Origin of the sequence: Rahnella sp. WP5, from assembly GCF_000745615.1 — a bacterium.
Classification (GTDB): Bacteria; Pseudomonadota; Gammaproteobacteria; order Enterobacterales; family Enterobacteriaceae; genus Rahnella; species Rahnella aceris.
In genome coordinates, this window is sequence record NZ_KN050721.1 from 522,329 (window position 1) to 541,249 (window position 18,921).

At 49.1% G+C, this 18,921-nt stretch carries 16 protein-coding genes; 11 read left to right on the forward strand and 5 right to left on the reverse strand.

Features of this window, described 5'->3' with window-relative positions; all coding sequences use genetic code 11:
• Positions 1-6 precede the first annotated feature (6 nt).
• Complete coding sequence (locus EX31_RS23785; RefSeq protein ID WP_051931138.1) at positions 7-2,328, forward strand: DUF262 domain-containing protein; 2,322 nt, start codon at positions 7-9, stop codon at positions 2,326-2,328.
• Between the two features lie 319 nt (positions 2,329-2,647).
• Here the strand turns inward: EX31_RS23785 and EX31_RS23790 are convergent, their stop codons facing one another.
• Entirely contained in the window at positions 2,648-3,301 is a 654-nt protein-coding gene (locus tag EX31_RS23790; protein WP_037037163.1) for a helix-turn-helix transcriptional regulator, read from the reverse strand.
• A 121-nt stretch (positions 3,302-3,422) separates the two neighbouring features.
• Here EX31_RS23790 and EX31_RS23795 point away from each other — a divergent pair, with 121 nt between their 5' ends.
• The 3 genes from EX31_RS23795 (at position 3,423) to pbpG (ending at position 7,025) form a co-directional block, all read left to right on the forward strand.
• Positions 3,423-4,868 (forward strand): MFS transporter, encoded by a 1,446-nt coding sequence (locus tag EX31_RS23795; protein ID WP_015690225.1) that lies wholly within the window; start codon positions 3,423-3,425, stop codon positions 4,866-4,868.
• 58 nt (positions 4,869-4,926) lie between these two features.
• Positions 4,927-5,859 (forward strand): tRNA dihydrouridine(16) synthase DusC, encoded by a 933-nt coding sequence (gene dusC, locus EX31_RS23800; protein WP_013576368.1) that lies wholly within the window; start codon positions 4,927-4,929, stop codon positions 5,857-5,859.
• 227 nt (positions 5,860-6,086) lie between these two features.
• The gene (gene pbpG, locus EX31_RS23805; protein WP_037037165.1) at positions 6,087-7,025 is read left to right on the forward strand and encodes a D-alanyl-D-alanine endopeptidase; all 939 of its coding nucleotides are present in this window, start codon (positions 6,087-6,089) and stop codon (positions 7,023-7,025) included.
• Between the two features lie 261 nt (positions 7,026-7,286).
• On the opposite strand, the gene EX31_RS23810 is transcribed toward pbpG, so the two are convergent.
• On the reverse strand, positions 7,287-7,916 hold the full coding sequence (locus EX31_RS23810; protein WP_013576366.1) for a hypothetical protein: 630 nt from the start codon (positions 7,914-7,916) through the stop codon (positions 7,287-7,289).
• Between the two features lie 369 nt (positions 7,917-8,285).
• Here EX31_RS23810 and EX31_RS23815 point away from each other — a divergent pair, with 369 nt between their 5' ends.
• Both EX31_RS23815 and EX31_RS23820 read left to right on the forward strand, forming a co-directional pair.
• Positions 8,286-8,924 carry a hypothetical protein gene (locus EX31_RS23815; RefSeq protein ID WP_037037167.1) on the forward strand — a complete coding sequence of 213 codons (639 nt, stop codon included), beginning with the start codon at positions 8,286-8,288 and terminating at the stop codon, positions 8,922-8,924.
• A gap of 177 nt (positions 8,925-9,101) precedes the next feature.
• Positions 9,102-9,692 (forward strand): Yip1 family protein, encoded by a 591-nt coding sequence (locus tag EX31_RS23820; protein ID WP_013576364.1) that lies wholly within the window; start codon positions 9,102-9,104, stop codon positions 9,690-9,692.
• 139 nt (positions 9,693-9,831) lie between these two features.
• Here EX31_RS23820 and dld read toward each other — a convergent pair whose 3' ends face one another.
• Entirely contained in the window at positions 9,832-11,523 is a 1,692-nt protein-coding gene (gene dld / locus EX31_RS23825; RefSeq protein WP_037037169.1) for a D-lactate dehydrogenase, read from the reverse strand.
• Between the two features lie 206 nt (positions 11,524-11,729).
• Between dld and phnC the strand changes: the two genes are divergently transcribed.
• From phnC to phnE (EX31_RS23845), 4 genes are all read left to right on the forward strand, one after another.
• Entirely contained in the window at positions 11,730-12,566 is an 837-nt protein-coding gene (phnC, locus tag EX31_RS23830) for a phosphonate ABC transporter ATP-binding protein (RefSeq protein WP_037037171.1), read from the forward strand.
• 68 nt (positions 12,567-12,634) lie between these two features.
• On the forward strand, positions 12,635-13,567 hold the full coding sequence (gene phnD, locus EX31_RS23835; protein WP_013576361.1) for a phosphonate ABC transporter substrate-binding protein: 933 nt from the start codon (positions 12,635-12,637) through the stop codon (positions 13,565-13,567).
• Between the two features lie 160 nt (positions 13,568-13,727).
• Positions 13,728-14,591, forward strand: coding sequence for a phosphonate ABC transporter, permease protein PhnE (gene phnE, locus EX31_RS23840; RefSeq protein WP_013576360.1), 864 nt, complete (start codon positions 13,728-13,730; stop codon positions 14,589-14,591).
• Positions 14,591-15,514: a phosphonate ABC transporter, permease protein PhnE gene (gene phnE, locus EX31_RS23845; RefSeq protein WP_013576359.1), complete on the forward strand. Its 924-nt coding sequence runs from the start codon at positions 14,591-14,593 to the stop codon at positions 15,512-15,514. Before phnE (EX31_RS23840) ends, phnE (EX31_RS23845) begins: the two co-directional genes overlap by 1 nt.
• An 80-nt stretch (positions 15,515-15,594) precedes the next feature.
• On the opposite strand, the gene EX31_RS23850 is transcribed toward phnE (EX31_RS23845), so the two are convergent.
• Both EX31_RS23850 and EX31_RS23855 read right to left on the reverse strand, forming a co-directional pair.
• The gene (locus tag EX31_RS23850; protein WP_037037173.1) at positions 15,595-16,716 is read right to left on the reverse strand and encodes a ribosomal protein uL16 3-hydroxylase; all 1,122 of its coding nucleotides are present in this window, start codon (positions 16,714-16,716) and stop codon (positions 15,595-15,597) included.
• A gap of 149 nt (positions 16,717-16,865) precedes the next feature.
• Entirely contained in the window at positions 16,866-18,245 is a 1,380-nt protein-coding gene (locus EX31_RS23855) for an NAD-dependent succinate-semialdehyde dehydrogenase (protein WP_013576357.1), read from the reverse strand.
• A gap of 335 nt (positions 18,246-18,580) precedes the next feature.
• Here EX31_RS23855 and EX31_RS23860 point away from each other — a divergent pair, with 335 nt between their 5' ends.
• On the forward strand, positions 18,581-18,910 hold the full coding sequence (locus EX31_RS23860) for a DHCW motif cupin fold protein (RefSeq protein ID WP_037037514.1): 330 nt from the start codon (positions 18,581-18,583) through the stop codon (positions 18,908-18,910).
• Positions 18,911-18,921 lie beyond the last annotated feature (11 nt).

Genomic DNA, 18,921 nt, shown 5'->3' on the forward strand with positions numbered 1-18,921 from the left:
AAAATTATGATTGATAGTGATTTTGAAAGGGTTTTCAAAAATAACATAAAAATTAGTACTCGTTCAATTACAGTCAAAACTTTATTGAGTGAACGTAATTTGAATAGAATAAATTACAAACCTTATTATCAAAGAAATTATGTTTGGGATGTAACTAAAGGGACTTTTTTCATTGAAAGTATTTTGTTGGGAACCGATATCCCACCACTTATATTATTCAAGTCAGGTAAAATGATGGAGGTTATTGATGGTAGGCAAAGATTTGAAACTCTAAAGCGTTTTAAAGAAAATTCCCTGAAGCTTAATGCTAATGGTCTGATGAAATTAAAAGTTCTCAAGGGTAAAACTTTCTTTGATTTACAGCCTAACATTATTGAAACATTATTGGATACAAAAGTTAGACTTTTTGAGTTTGAAGTTATAAATGAACCTAAATTATCTCCTGGTATTGAAGATAAAATTAAAAAAGAAATATTTAGAAGATATAATACCGGTATAACAACATTAAAATCCAATGAATTAGATAATGCAAAGTATGACAAAGATACGCTAACAGATATTATGGAGAGCGACATATCTTCTGATAAAGTGTTTGCGAACAATATCACTAGGTGTTTCTTTAGTAATAAGAAAAATAAAGCCGAAATTGTTTCTAATACTTTGGATTTCTTTAGACGGTATATAATATTATCCAGCTTTCCGATCACCACATATGCAGGTAGTGGTAGTAGAACTGAAATAAGAGAGTTGTTGTATGATTTTATTGTGGATAATGTCGAATCACCAGAAGATTATTATGCTGTTTTCAAAGGTATAATTAATGAAGTGATAAGTCTTCATGTTAGTTTAAGTGAAAATCCTTTGCTTGATAATAAATTAATTTATGAGTGTTTATTATGGGCTTTAACTATTCTTCATAAAGAAGGACACGAGTATGAAATCGACGATGGAATAGTGGGTTCAATATCTGAGCATTATATTAAGAATATAGATAAATATTCACTTTCTGATTCCCATTATTACGGGAATATTCTCGAAAGGTTTAATGATACCGCGAAATTGTTCTATAAAATTTTCAAGGTTGATTTTTCGTTATACATTAAAGACGAGAAATTTAAAGAACAAGTTAAAAAGCTAAAACAAACAGAAGAAGAGGGTTTGCTTAAAATAGAAACTCTTAATAATTTAAGGGTCTTAAAACCAGAACCATCTTCTATCCCTGTTGAAGAGATAATAAATGATCTAAATACAAATAAATACCTCATTAGACCATCGTATCAGCGACAGGAGAAAATAAATACTAGGAAAGCATCTTCAATCATTGAAAGTATTTTGCTGGGTATTTATTTGCCACCGATATTTATCTATAAAAATAAAGATTCCGTAAAAGAAGTTATTGATGGTCAGCAAAGATTGTTGTCCATATTAGGTTTTATGGGGAAAACTTATAAGGACGAAAATGGAATTTCTCAATACTCTAAAAATAATAACTTCTCCTTGAATAACTTGTATATATTAAAAGAATTGAATGGCCGTAAATTTAGCTCGTTACCTGACAGTTACATTGAGAAAATATATGATTTTGATTTGAATATTATCGAGATAGATTCTCTCGTTAATAGTGACTTTGAGCCTATAGATTTATTTATTAGATTGAATAATAAGCCTTATCCTATAAAAGATAACTCTTTTGAAATGTGGAATTCCACAGTAAATAATGGGATTATCGACAAGGTAAAAAATATAACTAACGATAATCTAGATTGGTTTTACCTAAGAGTAACCAATAGCGAAAGAACAAGTGATAGAATGGAAAATGAAGAGATGATAGCAGTGCTGTCATATCTTAACTTTAATGCACGTAATGGTGAAAAAAGTAAAGGTGTCGAGTTCTATCTTAAGCAGGATAGACTCAATATCCGTATTAGCAATAAATCAATAATCACTAATTTACTCCAAAGTCTTGATGAAGATCCTCTTAAGCAAAAAATGTTTTCCGATAGTTTAGATGAAACTAAATTGTTTATTTCTAAGCTTGAAGTAGTTATTGATAAGCCCAAAATAGAATTAGCAGCTGAATTAAATAATTTTTTAAACGTAAAAAATACTACGGGTTTTAAACGTTCATTGCAGGAAATATATCTACTTTGGATGGTATTGAACAGGATTGGATATGATTCAGTAGTGGAAAATCACTGTGAAATAAATAGTGATTTGCTAATCTTACTGAAGAAAATGAAAAACCTAGAGAACTCAATTATCAATGAAGAGTTTCTTACACGGTTTACTGAGAGTATTGATGCTATGGTCGAGAAATATAATCACTAATTAAATTTTCGGTTGAGGGATAGAGTTGACTGTCATTTTTATCCCTCTGGAGTCTTCACTTCTCCTTTAGTGCCTCCTTCTAATTAATGTAAGACCAGATTTATTAGCAGCTAAGATATCTATTCTAGAGTTGTTTTTACACCTAAGCCCTTACGAGTTTTGTGAACATTATAATAGCGTATTAGCTATTTTTATAAGAATTCTCTAGCTTAGAATAATGATAGTTCGCTGGCGTAAACTATTTTTATTTTCTCGGTTGTACATGTATTGTGCCCATTATCACTACTCTCAGAACAACACCTGCGTAAACTAAAACATATCATTGGTATTTTATAACGTACGCACAACGGCGTGCACCCTGCAAAATATGTTCGGTGCGTTCGACACTGGCGTTCAGCACATCGCTGAATACATCGCGTTCCGCACGGCAAAATCCCTGACAGGTGGCTGCGGCAGCGCAAATCGGGCAGTGATTTTCGACAAACAGATAACTGCCATCCTCCTGCATTTTCCAGTCCGCCATATAGCCTTCACGGGTACGGATATCCGTCAGCCTTTGCAATTTGTCTTCCATCGACACCGCCCCGAGCATCGCCTGGCGGTAGTGTTCCTGCGTGATTTTTTCCCGCGAGGTGATGAGCTGATCCAGCGCAGAATCCCCCAGAGAGGTGCGGATCAGTTGCAAAAGTTGTACGGTGAGGTCAGCGTGGGCATCGGGAAATCGCGCATGACCGGCGGCGGTCAGTTGCCAGAACTGCGCCGGACGTCCGACACCCTGTGAGACAGATTTGGCTTCCACCAGTCCTTCCTTCGCCAGCTTCACAAACTGCTGGCGCGCGGCTTCACCTGTGGTACCCAGCAGATGGCCGGCATCGCTGGCCTGAAGTTCCCCGTGGGTTTTCAGCAGCATCAGTAAGCGCTCTGCGACGCTTTGCCGTACGTCATTTTTATTTTCCAGGTCATTGCTTGACATATTGCCTCGACGGGTTCTAGATTACGTAAAAAATATTCCAAGTTATTTCTTGTTTTAATCATATCATAACCACAGCACGCTTCAATGCGTGGACAGTACAAACCAAAGGGATGCAGAGAAAATGTCGGGAAGTCAGAACGGATGGGCGGATTTATTCAGCGCCGAAAACCGCGGCAGTGCCATTACCCTGAGCGCAGGTGTCGCGCTTTATGCGACTAACAGCTACATCGTCATCACGATTTTACCCTCCGTTGTGCAGGATATCGGCGGGCTGGCGTGGTATGCCTGGAACACTACGCTGTATGTTGTGTGTTCCATTCTCGGCTCAGCACTTTCTGCACGATTGATGCGCACCGCCGGGCCGCGTGGCAGCTATCTGATGGCGACCGCTATTTTTATTGCTGGTGCCGCCATTTGTACCGCCGCGCCGAATATGCCGGTGCTGCTGCTCGGACGGGCGCTGCAGGGGTTGGGGGGCGGATTCCTGTTCGCACTCTCCTACGCGATGATCAACCTCCTGTTTAAAGAATCTCTCTGGCCGCGCGCCATGGCGCTGATTTCGGCGATGTGGGGCATTGCGACGCTGGTCGGCCCGGCGGTAGGGGGCATTTTCGCCGAACTGCATGCATGGCGCTGGGCGTTTGGTTTGCTGTTGCCGGTGACGTCGCTGTTCGGGGTGTGGGTCTGGCGGATTTTGCCCAAATCCCGGCACGACCGGCAGCCGGACGAACCGCTGCCTCTGATGCAACTGGCCTTGCTGACCGGCGCAGTGTTAGTGGTATCGGCGGGCAGTCTGTCTTCATCAGGGCTGATTAACTTGCTCGGTTTCGTGGTCGCGGTGGCGATGATTTTAATCTTGCGCCACCGCGAATTTACGGCGGATGTCAGACTGCTGCCGCGCAACGCTTTACGCCGTTCCTCACCGCTCTATGGCCTGTATCTGGTGATGACGTTGCTGATTATCGGCCTCGGTTGCGAACTGTTTGTGCCGTATCTGCTGCAACATTTACACGGTCAGACCCCGCTGGCTGCCGGATACATCACTGCCGCTGCGGCCGCGGGCTGGACATTAAGTGAAGTGGCCAGTTCCGGCTGGACAGGCCGTCGCGCGGATGGCGCGATTATCTGCGGGCCACTGATCCTGGCTGCCGGTTTGCTTTTACTGTTGTTCACCGTGCCGGTCGCTTTCGGTCTGCCGTGGCTGAATATCAGTGGAGTGGTGCTCGGGCTGACGCTGGCCGGTTTTGGGATTGGCCTCGGCTGGCCGCATTTGCTGACCCGCGTTCTGCAACAGGCACCGGAAGAGGATCGCGAAAAAGCCGGTGCGTCGATAACCGTGGTGCAATCTTTTGCGGCGGCGCTTGGCGCGGCGTTAGCCGGAACGGTGGCTAACTTTGCGGGTGTTGATAAGGGGGATAGCGGTGCAGCCAGCGCGGCATTCTGGATGTTCCTGCTGTTTGCGGTGCCTGCGCTTCTGGCGGTGTGGATTGCCTGGCGCTCCGTCAGAGTCCGACGCTTGCAGGGCAGGGCGAAAACCTCATTAAGCGGCGATTTGTCTCAGGGGTAATTGCCCGGCGGCGGGCCTTGCGGTAATCTTGCGCGTCATTTTTAAGGGTTGAACTGCGATGCGCGTATTACTGGCTCCGATGGAAGGTGTGCTTGATCCTCTGGTTCGTGAACTTCTCACAGAAGTAAACGACTACGATTTGTGCATCACCGAGTTTTTGCGCGTGGTGGATCAGCTGCTTCCCGCCAAATCCTTCTATCGCTTGTGTCCTGAATTACATCATGCCAGCCGCACGCCTTCGGGCACGTTAGTGCGCGTTCAGCTACTCGGTCAGTATCCGCAATGGCTGGCCGAAAACGCCGCCCGTGCGGTGGAACTGGGCTCTTACGGTGTCGATCTCAACTGCGGTTGCCCGTCCAAACTGGTTAACGGCAGTGGCGGTGGTGCAACGTTACTCAAAGATCCTGAGCTGATTTATCAGGGCGCCAAAGCCATGCGCGAAGCGGTGCCCGCTCACTTACCGGTGACTGTCAAAGTGCGTCTCGGCTGGGATTCGCTGGAACACAGTTTTGAAATTGCAGATGCCGTGCAGCAGGCGGGTGCAACGGAACTGACGGTGCACGGGCGTACCAAAGAAGACGGCTACAAGCCGGAACGTATTAACTGGGCTGCGATTGGCGAAATCCGTCAACGCCTGAGTATTCCGGTGATCGCCAACGGTGAAATCTGGGATTACGAAAGCGGCCAGGCGTGTCTGCACACCACCGGTTGTGATGCCGTGATGCTCGGGCGCGGTGCGCTGAATATTCCGAATCTCAGCCGTGTGGTGAAGTACAACGAACCGCGTATGCCGTGGCCGGAGGTAATAACGTTGTTGCAGAAATACACCCGTCTGGAAAAGCAGGGCGATACCGGTTTGTATCACGTTGCGCGCATCAAACAGTGGCTGAGTTATTTGCGTAAAGAGTACGAAGAGGCGACAGAGTTATTTACTGAAGTGCGCGTGCTGAAGACGTCGAAGGAAATTGGTTATCTGATCGACAATCAATAATATTCACCTGTGTATTTCGAAGGGACGCTTTCTGAGCGTCCCTTTATTTTTTCAGTGCATTCTTACGCAAGTGTTCACTTACTCGTCGTTCCACGGTCTGTGGGTGGTGGTGACAGACTTTGTGACAAATAGAATTGAAAATTGCGGGTGCTAAGACTTTTCGCCTCACTTATAATTCCGCCCGCTGTTACGACATATCTTAATGACAACTTTCTAAATACAGAGCAATGCATGTGAAAATCCGTCTTTTGGTTCTGAGCTTATTAGCCTTAAATACAGGCATGTTGTCTGCCCCTGCCGCCACCGCTGCAAAGCATGAGCCGGCCGTCGCCCCGATCGTTCAAATTGCTTCCGGCAGTGCCATGGTGGTGGATCTGAAAAGCCATGAAGTGATTTATTCCCGAAATCCGGATGAGGTGAGGCCGATTGCCTCCCTGACCAAACTGATGACCGCGATGGTGACGCTCGATGCGAATCTGCCACTCGACGAAGTGATCAATATCGATATCAGTAATACACCTGAAATGCGTGGCGTGTTCTCCCGCGTGAAACTGAACAGTGAAATTACCCGTCGTCAGATGATCCAACTGGCGCTGATGTCCTCAGAAAACCGGGCTGCGGCCAGTCTCGCGGCACATTATCCGGGCGGTTATTCTGCATTTATCAATGCTATGAATGCGAAGGCGAAATCGCTGGGCATGACCCATACGCATTATGCTGAACCGACCGGTTTGTCGCCACGCAACGTCTCCACCGCCCGTGATTTAACACGGCTGCTGCTGGCTTCACAGCGCTATCCGCTGATCGGCCAGCTAAGTACGACTGCTGAAAAAACGGCTGTCTTCAGCCATCCGGCGTATGCATTGCCGTTCCGTAATACCAACCATCTGATCATGAACCCGTCGTGGAATATCCAGCTGACCAAAACCGGTTACACCGATGAAGCTGGCCATTGCCTGGCGATGCGTACCACCATTAACGGCAAGCCCGTTACGCTGGTCGTGATGGATGCCTTCGGGAAATTTACGGCCTTTGCCGATGCCAACCGCCTGCGCACCTGGATGGAAACCGGCAAAACAGTGCCTGTTCCACAGATTGCCAAAAACTACCGTAAGCAGAAAGAGCAGCAGAAAACGCAGCCTTCCGTCGAAGAGGCGGATGATTGAGCAGATGATTGAAATGAAAAAGTCCGGCCAGATGCCGGACTTTTTGTTTTGCAGGGACAGACAACGTGGTCAGAAAATCAGTTTAAACACCCCTGTCAGGGTCAGTAAGCCGACGATAAAGATGATGGCGATGATCCACAGAATAATTTTCATGTTTTCTCCTTAACATAACCTTCAGTCGTCATCGGCCATCCGGCTAAGCCAATGATATTCCTTATCAGTATAGCTTCTGCCTGCATTTTTGCTGTGTGCTTGCTAATTTCAGGCCAGTGCCGCGCGCAGACCACATTCCGGGCTGGTAAGCGGTTTGCCCATTTGGGTCAGTTGTGCCGCACCGGTCATCGAAGCCTGAGCCAGCACCACGCAGGCCGCGCCTCGCCTGTATTCCACATCAGCCGCCGCTGCGATAGCCTGTAAATATCCGGCCAGATCCCCCTGCTTAAACTTTTCCCATGCGCCCGCCACCAGATGGATTTCAAACTGCGCCTGCGGATGTTTTTCCACCTGCGCGAACAACTGCCGCGTCGGCTCCAGGGTCGTTTCGACCGCACAGAGTGCGACCACACTGCCCGCTGTTTTCATGGCCTGTTCCGCCAGCGTCTGATCGACACGCAACACCGGCACCGCGGCACTTTCGCTGGCAAGCGTCGCGGCAGAACCCAGCGTCGAACAGGTCAGTAAAACGCGATCGGCATTTTCACTCAATGCCAGCAGCACATCCGCCGTTTGCTGACGAATTTCTGCAGTCAGCCCGCCCGCCTTTTCGGCTGCAGCCAGTAAATCGGGCCGCGAAACATGCACAAACTTATGCTGATCCAGCCCAAGTTCGTGAGCTGTATTTTCGAAAACCGCAATATTGCTGTCGGCCGTATGTAAGCAGGTAATGCGCATGTAATTCTCCTGATAAGTGTCTGCCTCTACGTTAATGATTTTTTAACCGTACCGCAGACTTTTTTACCTGTAAAAACTGATGAGTTAATGCGGGCTGGAAAATGCCCGGTTTCCCCGGTGCACGCTATGATTTCCATAACCCGCGGCCGTCCGTAATTCTTTAAGTTTGACCTGTTAACGATCCCCGTAACAGGTTATTTTCATTGATATTTATTCATTAAAGCAATGCAACTCAACCATATATAGATACATAAGCAATCGCGTATTTATCGAGAAGGAAATTGATTTGAGGTGGTTATTTATCCAGTGCAAACTGTGGCCAGATTAAGGATTTCTAAACAGGGAAAGCTCATGTGAGGGACAACAACTATGTTTCAGCTCAGCAGACGGGATCTATCGCCGATCAACAGGATGCTCTATTTTCCAGGCGCGCCTGCCTGGCCGGAAGATTACAAAGGAAAATCGCTCATGGAAAAGCTCATGCAAAACCAGATCAACAATATTGAAAAGCAGGGAATCAAAAATGGTGAGGAAATTGCCGGGCTGAATCTGCGGGTAGGGAAGGTGGAACAGCAGGTCAGTCAGCTAACGGTAGTGATCACGGAGACGAATCTCCGTGTCGGCAAACTGGAGCACCAGATGGTCACGCTCACTGAAGCGGTGACAGATATCGGGGATCGTGTCGGTAAAACCGAACAGAGCATCGCGCGCATCGACGGGCACCTGCTGAGAATTGACGATCATCTGGTGCGGATAGATAAACAGTTTGAACAGGTAGATAAACAGTTTGATCGTGTAGATGAGCGCTTTGACAAAATAGATCAACGATTTGAGAAGATCGACCAGCGCTTTGAAAAAGTAGATGAATGCTTTGTGAAGATTGAAGCTTCACTGAGTGCAATGCAGGCAATGTTTTACGATCTCATGATTAAACAGACCCGATGGATTGTCAGCATGATGCTGGTACTGGTTGGCGTGACGTTTACGGCTGCACGCTATATTCACTAACGGCGATCTGATACGGTTGATCTCCCATTACGCTGAATTGGCCGTATCAGCAAAGCTGGCAAGAGCGACTATAATATAGACAGGTCGCCACCTTCTTTATGCCCTTGTCTGACGGGCAATCCCGAAGGTTTATCACTGCGCGCTGCTGGCGGCTTTCGGCGTACAAGGGGGTGTTTCATGGCTAATCATGTCTGGGGACTGATATCCAATCCGGGTCCCGAATTGCAACAAATCCAGCGTGAGCGGGAAACCGTTTCACATGTGTATTCCCACCATGTTCTTTTAATGGCGCTCATCCCGGTTGTCTGTTCTTTCATCGGAACAACACAACTTGGCTGGAACTTCGGTGATGGCGAGAAGCTGATGGTTTCCATGTTTACCGCGTCTTATATCGCCGTCATTTTCTATGTTCTGATGCTCGCTGCTGTCGCACTGATGGGGCGGATTATCTACGGAATGGCGCGTCGCTATGACAGCCGCCCGACACTCAACAACTGTATCGTCTTTGCCGGCTACGTGGCCACACCCATGTTCCTCAGCGGGGTCGTAGCCCTGTATCCGATGGTCTGGTTATGCCTGTTTGTCGGGCTGATCGGCCTGTGTTACAGCGGATACCTGTTGTATCTCGGCATTCCTAACTTCCTCAATATCGACCGTCGCGAAGGGTTCCTGTTCTCCAGTTCAACACTGGCAATGGGCGTTCTGGTATTAGAGCTGCTTCTGGCTCTGACGGTAATTATGTGGGGTTACGGAACACAGTTATTTTAACTTAATGGCTATCTTACTTGCCATTTTGCCCCCGGGCAGTGCTCGGACTCCTCACGTACTTTATGTACGCTCCGGGTCCTCCGCGCTGTCTGGGAACAAACTGCCTGCGCCGACTACGCCATTCCTCTTTTGAAGGACATTATTCCTGCCAGTTCTTCATCTTACTGGTTTTCCCGATACCCGGATTGAAGGTGTTGGTCGGGTCTGCCTGCCGGTAGAATTCTTTCAAATGTGGTTTTGCCAGATACAAATGGCCGACGTTATGTTCGGCGGGATATTCCGCGCCTTTGGCGTCGAGCAGTTCTAACATCCTGTGTTTCAGCGCCTTGCTGTTTGCGCCTTTTTTGACGATGTAATCCTGATGGAAAACGTGGCACATGAAATGGCCGTAATACAGTTTTGCCACCAGTTGATTGTCGATATCTTCCGGCAATGTCTCGAACCAGTCGCGGTCATTGCGGCGCAGTGCGATATCCAGCGCCAGAATATCTTCCACTTCTTTTTCATGTACCGCGTGATACCGCACGGCGGCACCGGCGGCGGCAAAGCGATGCAGGAAGGCTTTCTTGCCTTCGTCGGCGGAACAGATAAAGAAATCACCCTGACCATCACTAAAGAAACGTGTCAAAAAGGTTCGGGCTTCGTCAATACCGGGGCCGGACATTTTCAGCAGTAAGTGATGTTCAAACCGGTCACGATACTGCTTCATACGCGGTGGCAGATGATTCGGCAGGGCTTTGCTCAGACACTGCATCACGCGGTCGCTGAAATGTTTGGGCAGGAAAGGGACCTTACTGGCGTGTGCATCGAACTTTCCTTTGGCAGTAAACATGTCCGGCATTTTGTCGGTGCCAAGTTTGTCGATCATCAGGAAAGTGTCTTTGCCATAGACTTCGGTGATATCGAAAATATCCCGGTGCATGTATTCCCCTGCCACCGGAAGGTTAGCGAAGTCACGCAGGATCTGGCGGCGTAATTCTGTCAGCACCGCCGTGTCATTGGTGCCGATGTAGAAAACCTGCTGCTGCGTTTCTGCCGGAAACGTATCGAGCCGCACGGCGAAAACCGCCAGCTTGCCCGCACAACCTGAAGCTTCAAATAAACGTCGCTCATCCGCGTTGAAACGCGACGGCGTATCAGCATCCACTTCGCGGACACGTGAGGCATAATCGTGATCCGACGCCAGACGCTGATCATGCTGGATATCGGTTTCCAGATAATCGCCTTTTTCCAGACGAGTCAGGATTTCTTCCGGCGTTTCACCAAGATTAATGCCCAGATGGTTAATCAGCCGCAATTCACCTTGTGCATCGATTTGTGCATAGAGCGCCATTTCAGTATACGCCGGGCCGCGTTTCACCAGCGATCCGCCAGAATTATTACAGATCCCGCCGACCACCGATGCGCCGATGCAGGACGAGCCAATCACTGAATGCGGTTCGCGGTTGTAGGGCTTGAGGATTTTTTCCAGCTTATACAGGGTGCTGCCGGGAAAGCCGATCACCTGATGACCGCCGTCAAGTAACTGGATCGTGTCCAGTTTCAGGGTGCTGAAAATAACAATGTCGCGGTCATAGTCGTCGCCGCTGGGCGTCGAACCTTCGGTCAGCCCGGTATTGGCGGCCTGCATAATGACAATCTTGTCGGCGGCGATGCAGGTTTTGAGCAGTTGCCACTGTTGCAGCAGCGTTTGTGGAAATACTACCGCCAGCGCTTTGCCGCCACCGGAGCGAAACCCTTTGCGGTAGCGTTCGGTGTTGCTGTCGCCGGTTAAAACGTGGCGGCTGCCGGCAATCTCTTTCAGCGTGGCGATGAGTGACTGATTATCCATTTCATCTTCCTTTTTTGATGGGATGCCATCTAATCATAGACTTAAATGATACTTGTTAAGTTAAACGTCATTCGGGATATGGGTTAGGTAATTTCACTTAATCTGTTGCATTTTTGTCATGCGCTGTCCATTAAATCGTCATTGATGTGTCATAAAACTCGCGCTTAATGAACGCCAGATAACCAAAGCAACCGAGAGACAGCATCATGGCGCAAGCTCATCTTAAGCTGGCACAGGCTGAATATCCTCAGACCGGGCCACAGCATCTGAACAAAGTTCTGGACGTCAAAGGCCTGGTGAAATCCTATAAATCGGGTCAGCGTGTCCTGAATGACATCAATTTTGATCTCCACGCCGGTGAGTTCGTGGCGGTAATTGGCCGTTCTGGCGCGGGTAAATCCACCTTGCTGCATGTGCTTAACGGTACGATCCCGCTCACGGATGGCAGCGTAGTATGCCATTACGAAAATGGTGAACAGCAGGAACTGGCCGGGCTTACCGGCAAAGCATTGCGTCGCTGGCGTTCAGGCTGTGGCATGATTTTTCAGGATTTCTGCCTGGTGCCTCGTCTGGATGTCCTGACAAATGTGTTACTGGGGCGTCTCAGCCACACCTCAACGTTCAAATCATTCTTTAACCAGTTCGATGACGAAGACCGCGCCCGCGCCATCTCTTTGCTTGAATGGTTGCACATGCTGCCGCATGCATTGCAGCGTGCCGAAAACCTTTCCGGCGGCCAGATGCAGCGTGTGGCGATTTGTCGCGCGCTGATGCAGAACCCGAAAATTCTGCTGGCCGATGAACCGGTGGCGTCACTGGATCCGAAAAATACCCTGCGCATCATGAATGCGCTGAAAAAAGTCAGCGAAGAGAATATCGCCGTGATGGTCAACCTGCACTCGGTCGAGTTGGTGAAAGATTATTGCACCCGTGTTATCGGCATCGCGAAAGGGCAGATTATTTTCGACGGCCATCCGGACCAGTTAACTGAAGGCATTTTGCACCAGTTATACGGTGAAGAACACGAAGCGATAAACAGTTAAACAATAACGTTATTTATTTTGCAGTGCTTATTTCTACTTTCTCTCAATCTACACAAGGTCATCATTACATGAAGAAGTTATTACGTCTGGCAGTCTTCGTAGCAGGTTCTTTTACTGCAATGCACAGCATGGCAGAAGATGCTCCTAAAGAATTAAACTTAGGTATTCTGGGTGGCCAGAATGCCACCCAGCAAATCGGCGATAATCAGTGTGTAAAAGATTTCTTCGATAAAGAATTAAATGTGGATACCAAACTGCGTAATTCATCCGATTATTCAGGTGTTATTCAGGGGTTATTAGGTAAGAAAGTGGATATGGTATTAAGCATGTCCCCGTCATCTTTTGCTTCGGTTTATATTAATAATCCGAAAGCGGTGGATCTGGTCGGCATTGTCATTGACGATACGGATAAATCCCGGGGTTATCACTCCGTGGTTGTCGTGAAAGCCGACAGCCCGTACCAGAAATTATCTGACCTGAAAGGCAAATCATTCGGTTTCGCTGACCCGGATTCTACTTCGGGTTACCTGATCCCGAACCAGACATTCAAGAAAGAATTTGGCGGCACGACGGATAACAAATACAACAACTTCTTCTCCAGCGTAACCTTCTCCGGCGGCCATGAGCAGGATATTCTTGGCGTGCTGAACGGCCAGTTCGAAGGCGCAGTCACCTGGACTTCAATGATCGGCGACCGCGAAACCGGTTATACCTCCGGTGCATTCAACCGCATGATCCGCATGGACCATCCGGATCTGATGAAGAAAATCCGCATTATCTGGGAATCGCCATTGATTCCTAATGGTCCGATTTTAGTACGCAGCGATTTGCCACCGGCATTTAAAGCTAAGCTGGTGTCTGCCATTAAGAAACTGGATAAAGATGACCACGCTTGTTTCGTAAAAGCAGTGGGCGGCAAACAGCATATCGGCGAAACGTCCCTGGCTGAATATCAGCAGATTATTGATATGAAGCGTGAGCTGACTAAAGGCGGTCGCTAACCCGTAACTCCCTCCCCTGCGAAGGGGAGGGTTGGGGTGGGGTATTAATGGCAACTCAGGAAGCGAAAGCTTTTACCATTATTGTTTTTTTAATACCCCCTCCTGACCTCCCCCTTCGCAGGGGGAGGAATAATGATTATCGCAAATCGGAAATATTATTTTGAACAAAGACTTCAATCGTTATTACCAGCAGATACGCGGTAAACAAAAGCGGGAAGCGCTGATCTGGTCAGGGCTGATGTTGTTGTTATATCTGTGGTCAGGCAATGTTTCCGAACTTAATTTAAAAACGATTATTGTCTCCGCGCCGAGCTTCTTTGATTATATTGGTCAGACGGTGCCGGTATTACACTGGTCATTGTTATTTGCTGACGGTCATACAGAAGGTTCACTGGCGTATTGGGGATATCGTCTCAATATTCAGCTGCCGCTGATTTGGGAAACTATTCAGCTGGCGTTGTCCTCGACGATATTGTCGACGGCGCTGGCAGTCGTGCTGGCTTTTCTCGCCGCCAGCAATACGGATTCGCCTAAATGGGTGAAATTCAGCATCCGTACCTTTGTCGCTTTCCTGCGCACCATGCCGGAACTGGCCTGGGCGGTAATGTGTGTGATGGCGTTTGGCGTCGGTGCCATTCCGGGCTTTATCGCCCTGACGTTACACACAGCCGGCAGTCTGACCAAATTGTTCTACGAATCCATTGAAACCGCATCGGATAAACCGGTGCGCGGACTCAGAGCCTGCGGCGCGGGGCGTTTGCAGCGCATGCGTTTCGCCATGTGGCCGCAGGTGAAACCGATATTCTTATCCTACAGCTTTATGCGCCTCGAAATTAACTTCCGCCAGTCGACTATCCTCGGGCTGGTCGGGGCCGGTGGTATCGGGCAGGAGCTGATGACCTCAATCAAACTGGACCGATATGACCAGGTCAGCATGACCTTACTGCTGATTATTCTGGTGGTGTCGGCGATGGATTTTCTTTCCGGTAAATTGCGCAAACGCGTTGTGGAGGGCACTTTCTGATGTTAACTGATGCGCTCGAACCTCATGTGGTCAGCAGCCTGAAGCAGAAGCACGGGCATCTGTTTGCCGCGCAGCGCCGCTATCTGCGCTACCTCGCGATACTGGCTGTCGTGATTACGCTGTACTACGTCTATTTCTTCAGTTATTTCGGTATTCCATGGAGCGAAGTGGTGCGCGGCACCCGCGAAGTAGGGCGTTATTTCCTGCGGATGTTTGTCTGGCATAACGTTTCCGAATGGCCGTTTATGTATTATTTTTCGCAAATAGCTATCACGCTGGCGATTGTGTTTTCCGGAACCATCACCGCGTCTTTCCTCGCATTGCCACTTTCATTCCTCGCGGCGCGTAATGTGATGTCGACGCCGGTTCTCAGACCCGTTTCCATGGTCATCCGCCGTCTTCTGGATGTTTTACGCGGGCTGGATATGGCGATCTGGGGGCTGATTTTCGTTCGTGCTGTCGGCATGGGGCCGCTGGCCGGTGTGCTGGCGATCGTGATGCAGGATTTGGGCTTACTGGGCAAGCTTTATGCGGAAGGGCATGAAGCGGTAGATCGTTCGCCGAGCCGCGGCCTGCGGGCGCTGGGGGCTTCCCCGCTACAAACGCACCGCTTCGGGATTTTCACTCAATCCTTCCCGACATTCCTTGCGTTGTCGCTGTATCAGATTGAATCCAATACCCGTTCAGCCGCTGTTCTTGGCTTTGTTGGTGCGGGCGGGATCGGTCTGGTGTATGCGGAAAATATGCGTCTGTGGAACTGGGATGTGGTGATGTTTATCACACTGATTTTAGTGGCTATCGTAATGATTATGGACAAGATTTCCGCGATGCTGCGCGCCAAATATATCCTGGGCGAAGAGATTAGTTTATTCGCACCGGAAGAACGGAAAATGAAGCCGCCGGTGGAGCTTTATCGCTCGTAAATGTTAACGGTCGAAACAGAATAAAAGAAGGCGGCATCCGGGATGGATGTCGCCTTTGCTGTTATTGAATCGCCGGGAGTTTACTCGTCGAAATACCAGTAACCCTGATTCACCTGATCCGTTAACAGAGCGACAAATTCAGGATCCTGCAACGCAGCACCCAGCTCTGTTTTACTGATCAGCGTATAGCGGCACAGCGCATCGGCGGCGGCATGTTGCGATGTTTCCAGCGGCTCGCTGTTGACAAAGAAACGTTCGCCGACGTTGAGAACCCGCAGACCGCTCAGGCGCACCAGGCTTTCGCCCTGCATCAGTGCATCGGCAATTTCATGTGATTCGTATGGCGGTTCGGCTGGCGCGATATCCAGTTCATGGCGCGGCGTAGTGGCGAAACGGCCAAACCATTGTTTGAAATCTTCCGGCTGGCTGATCAGCTCAACCATCATCTGGCGCACACGTTCCAGCTCGTAATCTTCTACTTTACCGACGTGGTCGCGCAGCCTGAGATCCGGATCGCTGTAATGGCTGCCGCCCAGATCGTTTTCCAGCGCGTAGTCAGCAAAACTGCTGATGAAATCGCGGCTGTTAGGGCCACGGAAACCGACGGAATAGTTGAGGGCGGTTTCATGGGTAAAGCCGTCGTGCGGGAAGCCCGGCGGAATATACAGAATGTCGCCAGGTTCAAGGTCTTCATCAATGATTGGCGTGAACGGATCCACATGCAGTAACGCCGGGTGCGGACAGAACTGACGCATCGGCAGAGCATCGCCCACGCGCCAGCGGCGGCTGCCCATGCCCTGGATGATAAACACGTCATACTGATCGATGTGCGGGCCGACACCGCCGCCGGGCACGGAATACGAAATCATCAGGTCGTCTAAACGCCAGTCCGGCAATACGCGAAAAGGTTTCACCAGTTCTGCCGCAGGCAAATGCCAGTGGTTTACGGCCTGTGCCAGCAGTGACCAGCCGGTTTCACCCAGTCCGTCGAAATCTTCAAAAGGACCGTTACTTGCCTGCCATTCACCATCTTTATGGCTCACCAGACGGCTGTCCACTTCCGGCTCCATCGCCAGACCGGCTAATTCGTCTGGAGAGATTGGATCAACAAAATTTGAGAACGCTTTTTTGATAACAACAGGTTTTTTTTGCCAGTATTTTTCTAAAAATTCCGGCCAGTCCAGATTGAGTTCATAAGCCATGTGATTTACCCGTGGGAAGACAAACGGGTCTGATTATAGAGAGGCGGTGCTTGAGCGCGCTTTGTCGTGGGTCAAGGCTTGGTAAATGAGGGAGAAAGGAAAAGTGCGGAGAGAGGAAAAAATCCCCCTCCGCAGGGGGAGAAGAAGCATCAGGACTTCGCGGCCAGCACCACCAGTTTCTGGTTCACAAATTCTTTGATACCGAGATCAGAGAGTTCGCGGCCGAAGCCCGAGCGTTTCACACCACCGAAAGGCAGTTCAGCAGCGGTATCCGTCGGTGAATTGACGTATACCATACCGGTTTCAATCTGGCTCGCCAGCTTACGGGCGCGGGTCAGATCGGTGGTAAACAGCGAACCGCCGAGGCCGTAATGTGAGTCGTTGGCAAGTTTCACCAGTTCCTCATCATTTTTCACCACGTACACCTGTGCGACCGGGCCAAAGAACTCTTCGAAATAGGCCGGATTATCGCGGGTAATGTGCGTCAGAATCGTTGGCTCAAAGAAGTTGCCCGGATTGTCTGCCACCTTTTTACCGCCAAAGTGCAGTTTCGCCCCGTGTTTCACGGCATCATCCACTTGTTTGCTCAGCGTTTTCACCGCTTCCGCGGAGGACAACGGTCCCAGTGTGGTGGATTTATCCAGCGGATCGCCGATTTTAAGTGCCTTAAAGTGTTCGGTGAATTTTTTAAGGAATTCATCGGCGACTTTTTCATGAATAATGAAGCGCTTGGCCGCCGTACACACCTGTCCGGCATTGGAGACACGGGCCTGCGCACCGGCTTTGGCGGCTTTATCGATATCCGCATCATCGAGTACGGCAAACACGTCATTCCCGCCGAGTTCCAGCGTCGATTTCTTCAGCTTGGATGCCGCCCGTGAAGCCACGACCGCACCGGCTTTCTCCGAACCTGTCAGCGCGACACCCTGAACGCGGTCATCATCAATGATGGCACTGACCTGATCCTGAGAAATAAACAGGTTGGTATAAGCGCCTTTTGGGGCACCCGCTTCGGTAACCAGTTTCTCAAAGGTTTCCGCACAATGAGGAACGATACTGGCGTGTTTGACGACCACGCTGTTACCTGAGGCAAGATTCGGTGCCAGTACGCGCATTAACTGGTAAAACGGGAAATTCCAGGGCTCGACGGCCATGATCACCCCAATCGGATGATGCTCGACCCAGGCTTCGCCGAGATCGGATTTATACGGCACAGGTTTGAGAAATTCCTCGGCGTTTTCGGCATAGAATTTCGCAATATCCGCGCAAATCTGCACTTCGCCACGGCTCTGGCCGATGAGTTTCCCCATTTCTACACTGACCACTTCCGCCAGTTCATCGACACGGGAAGCCATCAGTTCGGACAATTTATGCAGCACGTTAACGCGTTGCTTAATATCGCCCTGACCCCAGTCAGATTTGTATAAAGCATGGGCGGCAGAGAGCGCCTCTTCAACCTGCTGATCGTTATGTGTTTGATATTCTTTGATGAGCTTATTGTTGAACGGATTTATCGTTTGATATGGCATATGTTGCTCCTTGTTTTGTGGCGTGTCGTCGAAAACAACGGCACGTTGGAATTGAGGTGCGTGCGCCTTTCTGCGTTCTCAACAGAACATTAAGCATAGTCGAAAAAACGTGACCGCTGTCCCACAGACATCTCATGCAACACAACGGTATGGCGTGTGTTGCCCGCATTCTCACCTGGCCCTGCCATACGTGCGCTGCAGCCTGTCTCTAAGAACAATCGGCTTTACGCAACTTTGCGAGCGGCTGTTAATGAATTGTTTTCAGCAAGCGATTGATAAATTTACCGCTCACTTTTATGCTGGCTTTCCTTCCTTTTCCCGACATTGAGAAACTCATGAAGCTTGATGCGATTCCGTTTTGCACGACTGACTGGAGTGATGTCACGCCGACGCAGCATCCGGGTGATAACGGCATGGCGCTGTGGCGTACACAAAAATTTGGCGATATCCGTGTGCGTATCGTTGAATATTCACCTGGCTATGAGGCTGATCACTGGTGCAGTAAAGGCCATGTTTTGTTCTGCCTGGAGGGGGAGCTTCATACGCGTCTTGAGGACGGACGGAATTTCACCTTATCGCCGGGCATGAGTTATCAGGTGGCGGACAATGCTGAAGCACACCGTTCATCCACACCAATTGGCGCGAAACTGTTTGTTGTTGATTAGTCGTGGTTGTT

Bases quoted from the DNA above. Each gene is read 5' to 3' on its own strand.
- EX31_RS23815 (WP_037037167.1), top strand. From the start codon at position 8,286: ATGTTTCAGCTCAGCAGACGGGATCTATCGCCGATCAACAGGATGCTC.
- EX31_RS23795 (WP_015690225.1), top strand. From the start codon at position 3,423: ATGTCGGGAAGTCAGAACGGATGGGCGGATTTATTCAGCGCCGAAAAC.
- EX31_RS23820 (WP_013576364.1), top strand. From the start codon at position 9,102: ATGGCTAATCATGTCTGGGGACTGATATCCAATCCGGGTCCCGAATTG.
- EX31_RS23810 (WP_013576366.1), bottom strand. From the start codon at position 7,916: ATGCGCATTACCTGCTTACATACGGCCGACAGCAATATTGCGGTTTTC.
- dld (WP_037037169.1), bottom strand. From the start codon at position 11,523: ATGGATAATCAGTCACTCATCGCCACGCTGAAAGAGATTGCCGGCAGC.
- EX31_RS23850 (WP_037037173.1), bottom strand. From the start codon at position 16,716: ATGGCTTATGAACTCAATCTGGACTGGCCGGAATTTTTAGAAAAATAC.
- EX31_RS23860 (WP_037037514.1), top strand. From the start codon at position 18,581: ATGAAGCTTGATGCGATTCCGTTTTGCACGACTGACTGGAGTGATGTC.
- phnC (WP_037037171.1), top strand. From the start codon at position 11,730: ATGGCGCAAGCTCATCTTAAGCTGGCACAGGCTGAATATCCTCAGACC.
- pbpG (WP_037037165.1), top strand. From the start codon at position 6,087: ATGCATGTGAAAATCCGTCTTTTGGTTCTGAGCTTATTAGCCTTAAAT.
- dusC (WP_013576368.1), top strand. From the start codon at position 4,927: ATGCGCGTATTACTGGCTCCGATGGAAGGTGTGCTTGATCCTCTGGTT.
- phnD (WP_013576361.1), top strand. From the start codon at position 12,635: ATGAAGAAGTTATTACGTCTGGCAGTCTTCGTAGCAGGTTCTTTTACT.
- EX31_RS23785 (WP_051931138.1), top strand. From the start codon at position 7: ATGATTGATAGTGATTTTGAAAGGGTTTTCAAAAATAACATAAAAATT.
- phnE (WP_013576359.1), top strand. From the start codon at position 14,591: ATGTTAACTGATGCGCTCGAACCTCATGTGGTCAGCAGCCTGAAGCAG.
- EX31_RS23855 (WP_013576357.1), bottom strand. From the start codon at position 18,245: ATGCCATATCAAACGATAAATCCGTTCAACAATAAGCTCATCAAAGAA.
- EX31_RS23790 (WP_037037163.1), bottom strand. From the start codon at position 3,301: ATGTCAAGCAATGACCTGGAAAATAAAAATGACGTACGGCAAAGCGTC.